This window comes from Flocculibacter collagenilyticus (assembly GCF_016469335.1).
GTDB lineage: Bacteria > Pseudomonadota > Gammaproteobacteria > Enterobacterales > Alteromonadaceae > Flocculibacter > Flocculibacter collagenilyticus.
Window position 1 is genome coordinate 843,651 of sequence record NZ_CP059888.1, and the last position, 16,689, is coordinate 860,339.

15 protein-coding genes and 2 tRNA genes are annotated in these 16,689 nt (G+C 40.3%); 11 read left to right on the plus strand and 6 right to left on the minus strand.

The window, feature by feature from the left end; translation table 11 throughout:
* Nucleotides 1-11: 11 nt before the first annotated feature.
* Nucleotides 12-1,019, minus strand: a complete 1,008-nt coding sequence (gene epmB, locus HUU81_RS03635; RefSeq protein WP_199611950.1) for an EF-P beta-lysylation protein EpmB — start codon at nt 1,017-1,019, stop codon at nt 12-14.
* A gap of 47 nt (nt 1,020-1,066) precedes the next feature.
* Here epmB and efp point away from each other — a divergent pair, with 47 nt between their 5' ends.
* Entirely contained in the window at nt 1,067-1,636 is a 570-nt protein-coding gene (gene efp / locus HUU81_RS03640) for an elongation factor P (protein ID WP_199610915.1), read from the plus strand.
* Nucleotides 1,637-1,711: 75 nt separating this feature from the next.
* Nucleotides 1,712-2,686, plus strand: coding sequence for an elongation factor P--(R)-beta-lysine ligase (gene epmA, locus HUU81_RS03645; protein ID WP_199610916.1), 975 nt, complete (start codon nt 1,712-1,714; stop codon nt 2,684-2,686).
* 108 nt (nt 2,687-2,794) lie between these two features.
* Here the strand turns inward: epmA and HUU81_RS03650 are convergent, their stop codons facing one another.
* The 5 genes from HUU81_RS03650 to rsgA all read right to left on the minus strand — a co-directional run bounded on the left by HUU81_RS03650 (nt 2,795) and on the right by rsgA (nt 7,094).
* Nucleotides 2,795-3,337, minus strand: coding sequence for a hypothetical protein (locus tag HUU81_RS03650; RefSeq protein WP_199610917.1), 543 nt, complete (start codon nt 3,335-3,337; stop codon nt 2,795-2,797).
* 140 nt (nt 3,338-3,477) lie between these two features.
* The gene (locus tag HUU81_RS03655) at nt 3,478-4,200 is read right to left on the minus strand and encodes a glycerophosphodiester phosphodiesterase (protein WP_199610918.1); all 723 of its coding nucleotides are present in this window, start codon (nt 4,198-4,200) and stop codon (nt 3,478-3,480) included.
* Entirely contained in the window at nt 4,194-5,066 is an 873-nt protein-coding gene (locus HUU81_RS03660; protein WP_199610919.1) for a DMT family transporter, read from the minus strand. Before HUU81_RS03660 ends, HUU81_RS03655 begins: the two co-directional genes overlap by 7 nt.
* Nucleotides 5,067-5,095: 29 nt before the next feature.
* Nucleotides 5,096-5,956 (minus strand): archaetidylserine decarboxylase, encoded by an 861-nt coding sequence (gene asd / locus HUU81_RS03665; RefSeq protein ID WP_199610920.1) that lies wholly within the window; start codon nt 5,954-5,956, stop codon nt 5,096-5,098.
* A gap of 97 nt (nt 5,957-6,053) precedes the next feature.
* The gene (gene rsgA, locus HUU81_RS03670) at nt 6,054-7,094 is read right to left on the minus strand and encodes a small ribosomal subunit biogenesis GTPase RsgA (protein ID WP_199610921.1); all 1,041 of its coding nucleotides are present in this window, start codon (nt 7,092-7,094) and stop codon (nt 6,054-6,056) included.
* 126 nt (nt 7,095-7,220) lie between these two features.
* Here rsgA and orn point away from each other — a divergent pair, with 126 nt between their 5' ends.
* The 9 genes from orn (at nt 7,221) to HUU81_RS03715 (ending at nt 16,622) form a co-directional block, all read left to right on the plus strand.
* Entirely contained in the window at nt 7,221-7,772 is a 552-nt protein-coding gene (orn, locus tag HUU81_RS03675; protein WP_199610922.1) for an oligoribonuclease, read from the plus strand.
* Nucleotides 7,773-7,939: 167 nt separating this feature from the next.
* Nucleotides 7,940-8,015, plus strand: a tRNA-Gly gene (locus tag HUU81_RS03680).
* Between the two features lie 31 nt (nt 8,016-8,046).
* Nucleotides 8,047-8,122: transfer RNA gene (locus tag HUU81_RS03685), tRNA-Gly, on the plus strand.
* A 130-nt stretch (nt 8,123-8,252) separates the two neighbouring features.
* Entirely contained in the window at nt 8,253-8,780 is a 528-nt protein-coding gene (locus tag HUU81_RS03690; RefSeq protein ID WP_233520565.1) for a DUF4442 domain-containing protein, read from the plus strand.
* Nucleotides 8,781-9,072: 292 nt separating this feature from the next.
* On the plus strand, nt 9,073-10,131 hold the full coding sequence (locus tag HUU81_RS03695) for a hypothetical protein (protein WP_199610923.1): 1,059 nt from the start codon (nt 9,073-9,075) through the stop codon (nt 10,129-10,131).
* Between the two features lie 444 nt (nt 10,132-10,575).
* On the plus strand, nt 10,576-11,589 hold the full coding sequence (locus tag HUU81_RS03700) for an NAD(P)/FAD-dependent oxidoreductase (RefSeq protein WP_199610924.1): 1,014 nt from the start codon (nt 10,576-10,578) through the stop codon (nt 11,587-11,589).
* A gap of 17 nt (nt 11,590-11,606) precedes the next feature.
* Entirely contained in the window at nt 11,607-11,864 is a 258-nt protein-coding gene (locus HUU81_RS03705) for a DUF3081 domain-containing protein (protein ID WP_199610925.1), read from the plus strand.
* Nucleotides 11,865-12,301: 437 nt separating this feature from the next.
* Nucleotides 12,302-15,436 carry an efflux RND transporter permease subunit gene (locus HUU81_RS03710; protein WP_199610926.1) on the plus strand — a complete coding sequence of 1,045 codons (3,135 nt, stop codon included), beginning with the start codon at nt 12,302-12,304 and terminating at the stop codon, nt 15,434-15,436.
* Between the two features lie 43 nt (nt 15,437-15,479).
* Nucleotides 15,480-16,622 carry an efflux RND transporter periplasmic adaptor subunit gene (locus tag HUU81_RS03715; protein WP_199610927.1) on the plus strand — a complete coding sequence of 381 codons (1,143 nt, stop codon included), beginning with the start codon at nt 15,480-15,482 and terminating at the stop codon, nt 16,620-16,622.
* Nucleotides 16,623-16,689: the final 67 nt, after the last annotated feature.

Consider the following 16,689-nt stretch of genomic DNA (forward strand, 5'->3'; position numbering starts at 1 on the left):
AACAGTGGCGTTTAGAATAAGTTGATTGGCGTCTTGCTAGGCTGGCCGCCAATCTCTTTTACTAATTTCGGTACTAAAAACCCTGGCAACGCTTCGAGTAATAACTGCATTAATTGTTTTGCTTCAGCTTCAGGCACATCAAAATGCGCTGCACCGGCAACCTTATCCAGTAAATGCAGGTAGTAAGGCATAATACCAATCTCAAATAGTCGTTCACTTAAATTAACCAGCGCGTTAGCATTATTGTTTACATCTTTTAAAAGCACGGCTTGATTCAGTAATGTGATACCGGCTTGTGTTAATTTATTTATTGCAGCAGATAGCTCATCGTTCATCTCGTTTGCATGATTAATATGTGTAACCACAACGGCTTTAAGGCGCGTATTTACTAACATATCGACAAACTCGCTAGTGATGCGTGAAGGGATTACTACAGGTAAGCGGGTATGAATTCGTATCCGCTTTAGATGGGGAATATCCTCAAGCTTGTTGAGGTACCACTGAATATGATCGTCTTTGGCCATAAGCGGATCGCCGCCACTTAAGATCACTTCATTGATCCCAGGGTGGGCAGTAATGTACTCAAGGGTATCTAATAACGCTTTCTTGCTAACACTGTTCTCTTGATACGGAAAATGACGACGAAAACAGTAGCGGCAGTTGATGGCGCATCCCGTTTTTAATAATACTAATACTCGGCTTTTGTATTTATGTAATAAACCTTTTACTGCGGGTTTTTGCTCTTGCAATGGGTCGTTAATAAAGCCGGTAACTTGCTTAAATTCTTTGCGATTTACACCCACTTGTAGAAACAAAGGATCGTTAGGATTACCTTTTTCCATTCTTGCTACAAAGTTTTTTGGCACCCGCAAAGGAAATAGTTTTCTGGCTTGAATATCTTCCTCATTGAAATAGTCTTTAATATCAAGTATTTTCAATAGCATTTCAGGGTCAGTGATGACCTCTGACAATTCTTTTTGCCATTGACAGTGCAAACTTGATTCATTTCGATGTATTATTTGCGACATTTCGTCAGTGTCCCCAGATATTTGGTTAAGAGGAAATTATGGCCAATTTCAGTACAAACGAGTTTAAAGCCGGCCTTAAGATAATGTTAGACGGCGAGCCTTGCAACATTCTTGAGAATGAATTTGTAAAACCGGGTAAAGGCCAAGCCTTTAACCGTGTGAAAATCCGTAAGTTAATTAGCGGAAAAGTATTAGAAAAAACATTTAAGTCAGGTGAGTCGGTAGAAGGTGCAGAAGTACGTGATCACGAACTTGCGTATTTATACAATGACGGTGAGTTTTGGCACTTTATGGATAACAGCACATTTGAACAAATTGCTGCTGACGCTAAAGCGCTTGGTGATAATGAAAAGTGGTTGGTTGAAAACGACTTATGTACATTAACATTATGGGATGGTGCGCCAATTGCCGTTACCCCACCAAATTTTGTTGAATTAGAAGTCACTGAAACTGATCCTGGTTTAAAAGGTGATACTGCTGGTACAGGTGGTAAACCTGCAACACTTTCTACTGGTGCTGTTGTACGTGTTCCTTTATTCATCCAAATTGGTGAAGTGATTAAAGTTGATACTCGTAACGGCGAGTATGTGAGCCGCGCACAAAAATAAGTGATGCAATATGCGTAAAAGCCCCGCAATGGTTTTCTGTTGCGGGGCTTTTTGATTATTAATGCTTAAATATAGGTGTTTGCAATGAATTGGCAACCAACAGCATCGATTGAAACCTTACGTGAAAGAGCAAAATTACTTCAACAAATAAGGGCGTTTTTTGCTGAACGTGAGGTATTGGAAGTCGATACTCCGGCACTGAGTCACGCCACTGTCACTGATGTGCATTTGTTTAGTTTTGACACTCAGTTTTTTGAACCTGGTGCTAATACTAGCAATACCTTGTATTTACAAACTTCACCCGAATATGCAATGAAGCGGTTACTTGCAGCAGGCAGTGGGCCGATTTTTCAAATAAGTAAATCCTTTCGTAATGAAGAAGCGGGTAGGCATCATAACCCTGAGTTTACGATGTTAGAATGGTACCGCCCCGGCTTTGATCATCTCGATTTAATGGAAGAAGTTAGCAACCTATTAAGTACGGCACTGCAGTGTGCTGACGCTGAGAAAGTAACATATCAGTCTGCCTTTTCACGTTATTTAGGTTGTGATCCGTTAGAAGCATCGCTTACCGAGTTAAAAGCGGTGTGTAACGAGCACGGTTATGAGGCAATCGCTAAGCATGAAGATAATAAAGACACACTGCTTCAATTGTTATTTTCACAAATTGTAGAGCCAAATATCGGCCTACAACGACCGTGTATAGTGTTTGATTTTCCTGCATCTCAAGCTGCGCTTGCTCGAATAAGTCAGACTGACAACCGTGTAGCAGAACGCTTCGAGGCTTACTTCAAAGGTATTGAGTTAGCGAATGGTTTTCATGAACTGGCCGACGCGAATGAGCAACTTGCTCGATTTGAGGCAGATAATCGAAAACGTAAAGCGATGAACTTACCGATAAAACCCATTGATCATCATCTGATTGCCGCACTAGATGCGGGCTTTCCAAACTGTGCAGGGGTGGCATTAGGCGTAGATCGCTTATTAATGCTGCAACAAAATAAAGCTAGTATTGAGGAAGTGATAGCGTTTCCAGTATCACGAGCTTAAATGGTGAGTGTTTAATATACAGCTAAAAATGCGTTAATTTGTAGTGCGTTTGTGGTGCTTTTTTGGCGTTATGTAGTGCGGTGACTTTATCATTTAATATCATAGGCGTTAAAAGAATTCGATGTCTTTAAATTCGCCTGTTCTTTCATGAAACTTATTATAAAGTTCAATGGCTTCTTGAACGGTTGCGCCTCCCATAATGGCATTAAACATCACATGTTCGGCTTCTATGGTATATCGCTGTTTAATTTGTAATCGTAACTTTTGCCATTGATCCTTGTCTTTAATAGCCTCATCTGAAGCTAATATATCGCTCAGGCTTTCAAGGTTTAATGCTACATGATCTAGGCGTTGCGATAAACGATCGTAAAACTGAAACGCGACAATGGCTGAATTGATTTGTTCAGTGAGATTGTCTGTTAAGCTGTCTAACTTTTCTAGATCCAGATTTTCAGGGTCACTAATATGGCTTTTTACATGAAAGCAAATATCTGCAAGGTTTTTGAACGTTGATGTGAGTGCATTGACTGAGTTATCACCCTCAGTGAGGCTATGATGAATTTGTGCTACTGACAAACTTAAAAGCTTTGTTGTTTCTCCTCGAAACAAATGATTAGACATTAAACCGCTTTTACTCGTAAGTTTTGCCATTCTGACACTCATTCTATAATTAGCTAGGTAACTCAAGTATATAAGTTAATTAAAAAAGCGCCAAAGTAGCAAAGAATAATTTTAGATTGGTGTTTGTACCTAAATCGGAAGTGCTGCTTTACTGGTTAATGGGTAACCAGTTATTCATGCATAATGCTTGCTGGTGTAAGTTGATGCGCAAGAATGACCTTGCTGGTAGATGGGTGGTTAGTAAAGATGCCATCAACACCTAAGGCATGCATGGCAATGATATCTTCTTTTTGATCAACCGTATAAACAAATACTTTTAATCCTCTTTCATGGGCATCTTGTACGTACTCTTTATTGATAAAGCTAACGTCTAGATGAATAGAATAGGCATTTAAGTGTTTCGCAAACGAGGCATAACCTAATGGCATACTGCCAGTTAATGCGCCAATGGTGATGTCTGGACGCTGTTGGTGAATGCTGTGAATTACATGATGATTAAAAGATGAAATAATAAATTGGTTAATGGTATAGCCAAGCTGTTCAACTGCTTGATCGATTACCTTAATGGTTTTCTCTGCGGTATTATTGCCTTTAAGTTCTATATTCACCATTGTTCGTGCATTAATACATTGCAGTACCTGCCAAAGAGTAGGAATGCATTCTCCTTCGCCAGCATCAAGTGCTTGCAATTCAGCTAAGCTATAGTCGCTAATTTGTCCTGTACCGTTAGTGGTACGATGTAGCCATTTATCGTGAATAACAATCAGCTCATCTTCTACAAGGTGTACGTCAATTTCAATCCCATCAACGCCCATTTCTGCAGCCGCATTAATTGCTTTTAACGTGTTTTCAGGGTGGTTACCACTGGCACCTCGGTGCGCAATAATTAACATGACTCGGTTTTCCCTTTTTGCGTTTGCAAGGTTTCAAATACTGCTGCTGATGTAACAATTGTTCCGCCTATGAGTGTGCGCCATGATGGCACTTCTTGCAAAATTATTAGCGCTAATAAAGTGCCATACAAAGGAACTAAACACGATATTAAGGCAATAGACTTTGCTTTTAAATGAGTAAACGCACCTGCAAATAGTGCATGCGGTGCCGCTGTGAAGACCACACCAGCGAGTAATAACATTGCAAGAGAGTAATGACTTAAATGGCTGGGCGTCACATCAATAAACCAGCATAGTGTTAATGCAGCAAATGCAATTTGGTAGGTCATTGCATGCTGTCCTGAATAGTGACTTAAATGTCGTTTATGAAGTAGGTTTCTAAACGCAAATAGTAGCGCAGATAATAGGCCTAATAATACGCCAGTGCTGATGTCGTTATCTGCATTTAATGGTGGCACCATTAAGTAAACACCCAGCAGCATGAAGGCACCAATTGCGATATCGCGGAGGTGAGGTAAAGATTTATCAAACAAGGGCTCTAGAATAACGGTCATTACTGGGTAAGTAAAAACGGTTATAACACCAATGGCGACAGTAGATAGTTGCATGCTTTGAAAATACGTTACCCAGTGTGCCCCAAGCAACGCGCCAAGAATGGCACAGATAAAATAATCACGTAGTTTAAATAACCGTATTCGTGCGCCGCTGATGATTAATACTAAAAAGAGAGTTAAACAGCCAAGAACAGCCCGATAAATAGAGATGTCTAAAGCAGAGAGAGGAATAAGCTTGGCGAATAACGCATTACCGCCAAGCAATAAAATAGCTATATGTAGCATGATTAAACTTTGTTTAATGGGCGACATATAGCTTAGTTACCAGTTACTTAATTGAACTACTTAATAATACCGAATTGTTCACCCATGCGTGTAACGGATTGAGCTTGGTACTCAGGTAAAAATTCAATGCTGTTTTCAGGGAAGGTAAGTACAACCGTTGAGCCTAGCTTAAAGCGTCCCATTTCTTCCCCTTTCTTAAGATGAATAGCGTTTGCGCCTTTAGTGTCGTACTGCCATCTGAATACAGATTTTCCTGTAGGTGGTGTAACGGTGCCTGCCCAAACAGTTTCAATACTTGCCACGATTGTCGCACCAACAAGCACCATAGACATAGGGCCGAATTCGGTATCAAAAATAGCGACAACTCGTTCATTACGGGCAAATAAATTAGGGACATTTTGTGCGGTTAATGGGTTAACCGAAAATAAGTCGCCCGGTACGTAAATCATTTCTTTAAGTGTACCGTCAACTGGCATATGAATACGGTGATAGTCTTTAGGGGCAAGATAAATGGTAGCAAATTGGCCATTTTCAAAAGGTAATGCAGTTGCAGCATCGCCACCTAATAACTCTTGTACTGTATAATCATGCCCCTTTGCTTGAATGATTCGGCCATTGGTAATAGGCCCTAATTGGCTGACTGCGCCATCAACGGGATGAACAAAGGTATTGTCTTGCTCGAATAGTGGGCGAGCTCCATCCTTTAGAGGACGTGTAAAAAACTCATTAAATGTTTTGTAATCACTCGCATCCGACTTCTCGGCTTCGGCCATATTAATCTTAAATTGTTTGATAAATAATTTAATGAGTAGGGTAGTGAGCGCACCTGCTTCTGCTGCAGCTAATTTACCTACCAAGCGTGATACAGCGTGTTTAGGTAAGATGTATTGAAAAGCAATTTTAATTCTATCTAACATTGCGAGTGTTCATTCCTAAAAAGTCTATTTATTACTATTGTTCGAAGCGCAGTCTAACATTAATTATGCATTAAACTTAGATGTTTAAAGACGATATTTAGCTGTATGACGGCTTGTTCTGTTCCATGCTTTCTAAAATACGGTGGAAGCTCTCAAATCGAATAGTGGAAATTTTTCCATCCTCGACAGCTTCTTTTATTAAGCAGCCAGGGTCATTTAAATGTTTGCAGTCTCTAAATTTACAGCCGCCGAGAAATGGTCTGAACTCTTTAAAGCACCAAGCCACTCTATCTGCGGCAATATGCCATAAGCCAAAATCTCGGATCCCGGGCGAGTCGATTAAGTCGCCGCCAGACTCAAAATGATGCAGTCGTGACACTGTGGTAGTGTGTTGCCCTAAACCACTTACATCTGACACGTCGTTAACTAGAATTTCAGCACCCGGCAATAAACTGTTGACGAGTGATGACTTGCCTACGCCTGACTGGCCAACAAATATACTGGCTTTATTGTTCAGTAAACTTTGTAATTCCTTAAGACCTTCAGCAGATTTTGTTGAGACATAATGGAACTGATAACCAATTTCGCGGTAAATAGCGACCACTTCATCTATTTCTTGTTTGGTTTTTTCGTCCAGTAAATCAATCTTATTAAGCAGTAGAATAGGTGGTAACTCTGCATCTTCAACGGCAACTAAATAGCGGTCGATAATACTGGGTGTGAAAATAGGAAGCACTGCCGACACTATGACGATTTGGTCAAGGTTTGCGGCTACGGTTTTTAAGCCATCATAATAATCAGGACGTTTTAATTCAGAGCGACGTTCATGAACCGCCTCAACAACGCCTGCTAAATCGCCGTCGGTAACTTTTGCTCTTCGCCATACCACGTTGTCTCCGGCAACTAAGCTATCAATCGCGCGACGAATATTACATCGCAACACGTTGCCGTCTTGATCTTCAATGTCAGCATGTTGCCCAAAGCGGCTAATTACAGTACCTTCAAGCGCTGGGCCTAAATTATCTGACTGCCATTCTTTCGCATTTGAGGCCGAATTATCTGTGCCTGAAATGCGTTTTTTCAGATTCGCCTTAATGCGACGAGACTGACCTTTTGTTAATTTCTGTCGTTTTGCCACGTTTATTCTGCAAATTTAATATTGATAAGCTCTTGTGTACTAGCTAATTTCTAGTATCTTAATAATAATGTATGATATACCCATTTCTGTTGGAATAAAAAAGGAATTACGTCGTAAGGCCAATTTATGTCTTTTAATGAAACAAATTTAGTGTGGTTAGACTTAGAAATGACAGGGCTAGAACCTGCCGATGATCATGTTTTAGAAGTTGCCACAATCGTTACAGACAGCGATCTTAATATTTTGTCTGAAGGGCCTGTGATTGCCATCCACCAACCGGATGAAATTCTGGATAATATGGATGAGTGGTGTATCAATCAGCATGGTAAATCGGGATTAACTGAGCGTTGTCGCAAAAGCACTGTTGATGCGGCGCAAGCAAGTAAAATTACAATCGACTTTTTGAAAGACTACGTTCCAGCTGGCGTATCGCCAATGTGTGGAAATAGCATCTGCCAAGATCGTCGTTTTATGCATATTCACATGCGAGAGTTAGAGGACTTTTTTCATTACCGCAATTTAGATGTGAGTACGGTTAAAGAATTAGCTAGACGGTGGCGACCAGATATTATTCAGTCTATTCAGAAGAAAGGTGTACATTTAGCCCTTGAAGATATTAGAGAGTCGATTCAAGAGTTACAGCTTTACCGTCAACACTTCTTTAATATGAAAGCCTAGTTATATTAATTAGTTAGTAAGAGTGTGTTTATTTAGTTAAAGGAGCCGAGCGCTCCTTTTTTGATTTTTGAAAAAAAATACTTGCAAACTATGTTAGTTTTTGTAAAATGCGCATCCACTTTAAAGCGAAGCCTCGATATTAAGTTTAGCTTTTAAAGTTGCTTAAAGCGTGTATAGCTCAGCTGGTAGAGCGCAACCTTGCCAAGGTTGAGGTCATGAGTTCGAACCTCATTACACGCTCCAACATTTTGTTGGAAGCACAATTCAATATTTCGCGTGTATAGCTCAGCTGGTAGAGCGCAACCTTGCCAAGGTTGAGGTCATGAGTTCGAACCTCATTACACGCTCCAATTTCTTTATCTACTCCCAATCGTTATTAATATTCTTTTTTACAACTCAATTTCTAGTTCCGATTTCTATTTTATTAACTCGCACCGATTTCTTTAGGCAACTGGGTTGATCTTTTTGCAATGAAAGGCGATGATTAAAAAAAATCCAGAAGTCAGACCAGTAATGAAAGCAATTAATAAATTAGGCAAAATCGTTAATACCGTGAACCGATTCTCTCCGAAGATACGCAGTAAAGCGCTTTCTTTTTTATTTAGTAGAACAATCAAGTTTGCCGGTACAGCAGGCGTTCGCGTACAAACGCTTGAAGAAGGCCAATCAGTGTTGCATCTTGCTAATAAAAAGAAAGTGCAAAATCATATTGGCTCAGTTCATGCGGCGGGTACTGCTTTATTAGGCGAGTCTGCGACTGGCTTTTTGGCTGGTCTGCATATTCCAGATTCACGTATTCCTTTGTTGAAAAATATGAATATTGATTATGTAAAACGTTCAACGGGCAATTTAACCGCTAAAGCTACCTTAAGCCAAGAGCAAGTTGATTACATAAGAAATACTGAAAAGGGCGAAATCGATGTACCTGTTATCATTACGGATGAAGTGGGTGTTGAGCCAGTCAAGTGTACTTATACGTGGGCGTGGGTGCCCAAAAAGCGTAAGTAGCGTAAATAGCACTTAATGACGCTAAAAAGATAACTATCAACATGAAGCTAACTTAGGGCTACCTAGGTTAGCTTTTCTGCTAATTCAAACCCATCATTAAAAGTAAATACAGTAAAAAAATCCACCCAACCCATTGAGCTACAGAGAGTTATATCTTTAGCTAGTTTAAAATTAGTTGCTACAACTTAATTTCTTAAAAGACGCCTGCTTTTTCATCTAGTATTTGCTTGTTATTTAGCCTATTATCTGCGCCCCTAAATTTTCATCTTCTAAGCAATAGTGGAAACAATCTATGAAACATTTTTTAATAGTGGCTTTATTACTGGTCGTCACTTTCTTTTCTCATTCAAGTCGCGCACTTGAGCAAGAGCATCTGATATATGCTGATTTATTAACTCGTAACAACTCGACTCATGTGAAAGTTGCGGCCCAGAGTATTTACAATAAGCAAGTTGATAATCAAGAGTTATTTGAAATTGCTGCACAAGTATTAGCTGAAAGCTTAACCGATGACATTAAATTAGATGAAGACACAAAAGCATGGGTCGTTAAGGCTGTTGGTGTTAGTAAAAGTAAACGTTATGAAAAATTATTACTATCAATTAAGAAGGGGGGCTATAGTTCAAAATTAAAGAAGTACACTAAAAAAACGTTAAAAATACTTACAAAAAGTGCAGATAGCTCATTTCATCGCGGAGACGTTAGTCTGCAAGAGGTCGCTACACGCATTGCAAACCAACATAAAACACTTACCGATGTAGCAACAGAAGAAAAATTTGCGAGCGTGTTTTTAGGTGACAGCATTAATCAAGTGATTGATAAGTTGGGGATGCCTAATAAAGTTAGAATAGCTTTTGGCTCAAGAAAGCAGCCATGGGTAGGTAGAGTAACATATTCTATGCTTGCTTTTAATTATGAAGATCTTGGCAGTATAGTGATGCACTTTGTCTCAGGTGATATTGACAATTGGCAGGTAAGATCGATTGACTCGAAAAAGAGCTTTTCAGGTGAGTTAAGTCAGCATCCAATGATGACAAAGGACTTTGGCCAAATGCGCGCTTATATTAGAGAGTTAGTTAAGAATGCGAGTGCTACACCGTTAGATTTAGATATAGCAGCTGAACGCTTATACACGGATATCCATAAAGAAGAATATATAGATACACTTGCATGGGCATGTAGATTACTAGGCGTTAATGGTACATCGCGTTATAAGAATACGCTACTTTATGTAATAGAAAATTCGAGCTATAGAAAATTAAGAAAATATGCTAAATCATCACTTAAGAAATTGCCTAAAGGGGATGAAGAGCAATACCAACAAGGCGAAATATTTAACAACAAAGGATAGTTAACTTTTCAGAGTCAGATTTGGATGTGACAATCTGGCTCTAGCCTCCCCTAATAGCATAATCAGTTAATCAGTTAATCAGTTAATCAGTTAATCAGTTAATCATTTAATCATTTAAGGTTGCCTACCCTTTTTCGACTATTCTAACTGTCGGTAATATTGCTTATAGAATGATTGAGCATAATACGCAATTTAGAATGAACGGAACCTCCTGTTACTACAAACAATTATTCTCTGTGCTATCTTTTATATATCAAATCATTAAAGCTTATTCATGAAGAAGTACTCTATCTTAACTATGAAATGCTTGAGTCAGTTTTCAAGGTTTTTCTGAGAGCACTTACAACTTACATTGAAGAGTTAAGAAAGTTTGAACGAAAAATTTTATTGTGCGTAATTATATAAAAATTGGTTGATTTAAAGGCAGTTAAAGTTGAGGTGCGCTTGAAAGTTGCAATTATTGGTGCGGGTATGTCAGGCTTGACGACAGCACAACAGTTAAATGCATTGGGTTATACCGTTGATGTGTATGATAAGGCCAGAGGGGCGGGTGGACGTTTAACGACTAAGCGCCTCGAGTGGGGGCGCTCGGATATTGGCGCACAATATTTCACGGTTCGTGACGAGCGCTTTGCTGAGCAAGTTAAGCAATGGCAACTTGCAGGCGTTGCGGCTGAGTGGCTTTTTACTCCTTATGCGGTTAATAACGGTGTACTTGAGTCTTCTGAAGATAATCAAACGCGTTATATTTTTACCCCAAGTATGGGAGCGTTCACTAGTGCTTTTTCAAGTGACATTGTGCCCAGATTTAGCACACGTATTGTGGCGTTACATAAAGAAATGCAGCATTGGTATTTGAGTGATGATACAGGACATAGTTGGGGAGGATATGACTGGGTTGTCAGTACGCTACCAGCGGAACAAAGCTGTAGCTTGTTTACTCGCTCTTCCGGCAACTTTGATCAGGTGCTAGCAAAGATTCCTGCTCAGGTTCATCAACCCTGTTGGGCGCTAACTTTAGCGACTACAGGCTGGGTGGAACCAGAAATTCAAGGTATTTTTGGTGATGACGTGGTTAGCTGGGTGTCACGGCAATCAGCTAAGCCTTTTTTATCTGCACCTGAAGGGGCTGAGGACTTATGGATGTTGCATTTTTCAGCGGAGTGGTCGAAACGGTTTAGTAAGCAACAAACCCCTAATGCTAAAGACATTGTTCTTCAGCAAGGCTTGGAGTGGTTTCAGCGCTTACTAGGTAAAAACTTGTTCGTTCAACATCATCACCAACACTTTTGGCGCTTTGCAAAAGTTGCTCCACATATTACTGAGAATAATGAGCGCATCGGTAATTTGGTTGATATGGAACAACGGATAGCCGTGATTGGTGACTGGTGTTATGGCGGGCGCATTGAAGGAGCATTTTGTTCTGCTAGTGATTTAACAACTAAATTCTTTTCATGATGAGGCTTGATTAAGGTATGCAAAACCCAATAGATGTACAGCAAGTATTAAGAGTGTTCGATAAGGTTACCCAGCGCGGTGAGCGAAAAGAAGGAAGTTATTATTTAGATGGAATAACAGCTACTCAAGCTGAAGATGGCTACACGATTACCTTATCGGATGCCAATGTTACGCTAAGTTTATTCTTCCATAATAAATATAATTTTGATTATGCCGACAATGCGGCATTTGACCGCTTTATTAAGCGTGTAAAACATATTGATAAAGAATACTAAAACGTGTTCATGGTAAATAATGATCTGCTGAAACACCGACGCACTTTATACAACACCCCATGTTTCAGCAACAAAATATAGGCTACAGATTACTTTCAGCAAGCCTAATAGCTCTGTAACGTTCACCGCAGCTAGGTGCTTGTATTATCAGATATTTATTAAATGTCTAAATGTGACTAATTACATGTTTAGTTACACTTTCCGTTAAAAATACCACTTACCGCATGGTTAGGTAATCCAACTTTTTTCGCCAGCGCATCGACTAAATCAATTATATAGTTAGAGCGTGTAGGTTCCTGCTGCATACGTGCTTATGTGTCACGATGAAAAACAAGCACGTAGCTAACAATCAGGAGGGAAAAGAACTACACGTCTGAATACTAAAATTAACCCTTTATGGGTGATGTAATTATAACGATTGACGGAGCAAGAGAGCGATGGATATTACAAAAGGTGCAATTAAAAATCCTACCGCTGTGGGCATTATGCTGGCTATTACATTATTTATTGGCTTATATTGCTTAACACGTTTACCTGTTCAATTATTTCCAGATATTGAACGACCACAAATATCCATTCAAACTTTTTGGCGTGCCGCATCGCCACAAGAAATTGAAGCTGAAATTGTTGAACCTCAAGAAGATGTATTACAAGGTTTGCCCGGTTTAAAAAATATGGGCGCATGGTCTAATCGCGGTGCCGCGTGGATCAATTTAGAGTTTAATTTAGAAACCGATATGCAAAAAACATTAATAGATGTTATTTCGCGTATGAACCGATTGCCCCCGCTGCCACGAGATGCCACTCCTCCTACTATTATGCTTGGCGGATGGGGCGGTGGAACACCTGCATTAACATACTTCTTTATGCAAAAATTGCCCGGCACGCCTGGCGAAATAACTGACTATATTGATTTTATTGAAGATGTTGTCAGGCCGAGACTAGAGTCTTTGCCCGGTGTAGCAAGAGTTTCTCCTCAAAGTGGTGCAAATAGCCAACAAGAGCTTCAAATTGTTTTTGACCCATTTCGTGCTAATGAGCTGGGTATTGATTTAACCCGAGTTGCTAATTTAATTGGCAATGCGAATGATGTGTCAGGTGGTTCACTGGATGTGGGCAGGCGTAGCTATACAGTAAGGTTTGCTGGTAAATACGACATTGATCAATTAGATAACATGGTACTGGACTGGCGTGAAGGCAGTCCGATTAAGCTAGGTGATATTGCAGATATCAGCGTAGGGCGCTCTAAAATTAGGGATTTTAGTATCCAAAATGGTAATCCTGCTATTTCAATTCGGATTGACCGTGAAAACGGCGCAAACGTGCTACAAACGCTGGCGCTGGTAAAAGAAAAAATAGATGAGTTAAATCAATCGGTACTTAAAGATCGCGGTTTGACTATGGTGCAGTCATTTGATGCATCTGTCTTTATCTATCGGGCTATAAATTTAGTAACCAGTAACTTATTTTTAGGCATTTTACTAGCCGTAGGTGTGTTGTGGTTATTCTTACGACAACGTCAAGCTACGATGATTATTGCCCTAACCATTCCCGTATCTATTTTATCTACGTTTATTGTACTTGGTATTACAGGACGCTCGTTAAATGTTATTTCACTCGCTGGGCTGGCGTTTGCCGCCGGGATGGTGTTGGATGCTGCGATTGTGGTGCTCGAAAATATTGTACGTTACAGGCAACGCACTAAGGATAAGGAAGAGGCAGCCCTAAAAGGCACTCACCAGGTGTGGGGAGCGCTACTGGCATCTACTGCAACAACCATCGCGATTTTTATTCCTGTTATTTTCCTAAAAGACGTTGAAGGGCAGCTTTTTGCAGATTTAGCCTTAACTATTGTAATTGCGGTGTCTATTTCTTTCTTAATTGCGGTCACAGTGTTACCTGCAGTCAGCAGCAGGTGGATAAAAAGCGACAATATGGAAGACAGGTGGCTACCCGTATGGCAAAAAATGTCGAATGGACTAATGCGCTTAACCGGCACGCCAGTACGTAGAACATTGCTAATTGTGGGGTTGATTACTGTACCGTTATCACTGACTTACTTTTTAATGCCGAAGCTAGATTATTTACCGCCAGTAAAGCGCGATGCCGTAGACGCATTCTTTAATCTGCCAGCAGGTGCTAATTCGGCATTCGTGAAAGAAGAAGTGATGGATGTTGTTGCCAAGCGGTTAGAGCCATATATGAAAGGCGAAAAAGAACCTGCACTGAAAAATTACTATATTTTGATGTGGCAAAATGGTGGCACTATCGGGATCCGTGCAAAAGATCAAAGTCGTGTAGATGAGTTACAAGAAATCACCCAAAACGAAATTTTAAAAGACTTACCTGACACACGCGCTTTTGCCCAGCAAGGCAATTTATTTGGTGGTTTTGGTGGCGGTCGAAATGTAGCGCTACACATACAAAGCGCTGATACAAACGCTCTCACAGCAGCAGCAAAATTAGGCATGGAATTAATACCTGAGATTCTTGAAGGTGCACGAGTACAACCGAATGGCAATTTAGAGCCAACAGAGCCGGAGTTAATTATTCGACCAGATGATCAACGCATTATGGAAGTGGGCTTAACACGCCGTGATGTAGGTACACTGGTTCGCGCCGCTGGCGACGGTTTATATGTGGGCGAATATTTTAATGGTGATAAACGTTTAGATATTATTTTTAAAGCACAACCGTGGCAAACACCAGAAGAGTTGGCCGCTATGCCTATTACTACCCCCGTGGGAGAAACTATTCAGCTTGGCGAGCTAGTGAATATTGATCGCACGGTAGGGCCAACAACCATTCAACGAATTGAAAAACGCCGTACGGTAACACTACGAATCAATCCACCTAAAAACATGACGCTTCAAGAAGTGACACAAATTCTACAGGAAAAAATTGAGCCGCAACTGATTAATATGCTGCCACCAGATGGGTCGATTAATTACGGTGGCAGTGCTGATAGTTTAAAAAGTGCAATTAGCAATATGGTGGGTAATTTTGCCTTTGCATTAGCGCTACTTTTTATTTTGATGGCAGGTTTGTTTAAGTCGTTAAAAGACAGTCTATTAGTGCTGGTGGCTGTGCCGCTTGCCACTGTTGGTGGTGTGTTATCTTTACGATTGTTGAATGTGTTTACTTTTCAATCTCTCGATTTATTAACCATGATCGGCTTTATTATATTACTTGGTTTAGTGGTAAATAATGCGATTTTGCTGGTACATCAAACTCGCCAAGGAGAGCGTAAAGGTATTGCTCGACAGGATGCCGTGCACCAAGCTCTAATGCTAAGGCTTCGTCCAATTTTTATGAGCACATTAACCAGTATATTTGGCATGCTACCACTGTTGCTCATGCCTGGCGCAGGCAGTGTTATTTATCGTGGCTTAGCCGCTGTTATTGTAGGCGGAATGTGCGTAAGTACATTATTCACCCTAGTACTGTTGCCTAGTTTACTACGATTAGGTGAAGAAAAGCGTACTGCGGAAGACGATATTAATTTGGCGTCAAAAGACGATGATTTTAATGCCGCAATAGTGACTAAGCAGCCAATTACAAATCAAAGCTAGTCGGTTATCAAACAAGTTTTTGTATTTTTATTAGGAGAAAAGGATGAGTAGCACGAATGTTGAAAAAACAATGCGGTTGTTTGGTGATCAGACTAACTTCGCATCTGGCGCATTGTTAGCGCTAAGCTTAATGTCAGCGGTTGCGATAACATTTATTGCACCTGTGGCTATCGCGCAAGAAAAGCCAGAAGCGCCGCCTGCTATCAAAGTAACTGCCGAAAAAGCGCTAGTGCAACCTGTTGCGAAAACCATGTGGGTATCTGGTACTGTGGTAAGTCAACAGGATGCTCAGGTGGCGGCACAAATTAGCGGGCAACTATTAATGGTTGCTAACGTTGGGCAATCTTTTAAAAAAGGAGAGGTGATTGCTCGATTAGATAGTGCTAACTTAGCGTTTGACTTGGAAGAACAAAAAGCCACAATTCAACAATTAACAGCAAGGCTAACCTTACTGGAAAAACAGGTTAAACGTCTTACTCAAGTGGCAAAATCTCAAAGTGCTTCAAAAGACGAGCTTGACGAGAAACAAGCGGAACAAGATATTGCCTCACACGCTTTAATACAAGCTAAAGCCGTGAAGAGACGGATAGAAAATAACATTGATAAGTCATACGTAAAAGCGCCTTTTGACGGCATTATCGTTGAGCGTATGCTGCAACAAGGTGAATATGGTCAAGTAGGGCAGACTATCATTCGCATGGTTAATATGAACAATAAAGAGGCCATTGTAAAAGCGCCATTAGAAGCTGCACATTATATTGCTTCAAATAGCATGCTAAAAGTGAAACAAGGTAAACATACTCAAGACTATAAAGTAACTACGCTAGTGCCAATGGGTAATAGCTTAAGTCGTATGATGGAGTTACGGATAGACTTAACTAATAGTGCGTTAGCGGTCGGCAGTGCAGTGCGTGCAGAGTTACCAATGAGTGAATCTGAAGACTTATTAACGGTTCATCGCGATGCGATTGTACTTCGTAAGCAAGGATCTTTTGTTTTTATGATTGATGATGAGTCTATCGCACGTAAAATTCCTGTTGAAATAGGCGCTGGACAAGGTGACTTTATTGCAATAACAGGTGATATAGAAGAAGGTGAACAAGTCATAGTTCGTGGTGCTGAACGTGTTAAAGAGGGGCAAGCAGTAAAGTTAAATAAGGCAAATGCTGAAGTGGCCAAATTATAACTGGCCTAACAGCCTTTCGCTAATACGGTTAGCGCCAGTGCCATTAACGTCAAAAAATAGCTCGCTA

Excerpts from the sequence above, each read along its gene's own strand:
- efp (WP_199610915.1), top strand. The coding sequence starts at position 1,067 with ATGGCCAATTTCAGTACAAACGAGTTTAAAGCCGGCCTTAAGATAATG.
- HUU81_RS03650 (WP_199610917.1), bottom strand. The coding sequence starts at position 3,337 with ATGGCAAAACTTACGAGTAAAAGCGGTTTAATGTCTAATCATTTGTTT.
- HUU81_RS03655 (WP_199610918.1), bottom strand. The coding sequence starts at position 4,200 with ATGTTAATTATTGCGCACCGAGGTGCCAGTGGTAACCACCCTGAAAAC.
- HUU81_RS03660 (WP_199610919.1), bottom strand. The coding sequence starts at position 5,066 with ATGTCGCCCATTAAACAAAGTTTAATCATGCTACATATAGCTATTTTA.
- asd (WP_199610920.1), bottom strand. The coding sequence starts at position 5,956 with ATGTTAGATAGAATTAAAATTGCTTTTCAATACATCTTACCTAAACAC.
- orn (WP_199610922.1), top strand. The coding sequence starts at position 7,221 with ATGTCTTTTAATGAAACAAATTTAGTGTGGTTAGACTTAGAAATGACA.
- HUU81_RS03690 (WP_233520565.1), top strand. The coding sequence starts at position 8,253 with ATGATTAAAAAAAATCCAGAAGTCAGACCAGTAATGAAAGCAATTAAT.
- HUU81_RS03695 (WP_199610923.1), top strand. The coding sequence starts at position 9,073 with ATGAAACATTTTTTAATAGTGGCTTTATTACTGGTCGTCACTTTCTTT.
- HUU81_RS03705 (WP_199610925.1), top strand. The coding sequence starts at position 11,607 with ATGCAAAACCCAATAGATGTACAGCAAGTATTAAGAGTGTTCGATAAG.
- HUU81_RS03710 (WP_199610926.1), top strand. The coding sequence starts at position 12,302 with ATGGATATTACAAAAGGTGCAATTAAAAATCCTACCGCTGTGGGCATT.
- HUU81_RS03715 (WP_199610927.1), top strand. The coding sequence starts at position 15,480 with ATGAGTAGCACGAATGTTGAAAAAACAATGCGGTTGTTTGGTGATCAG.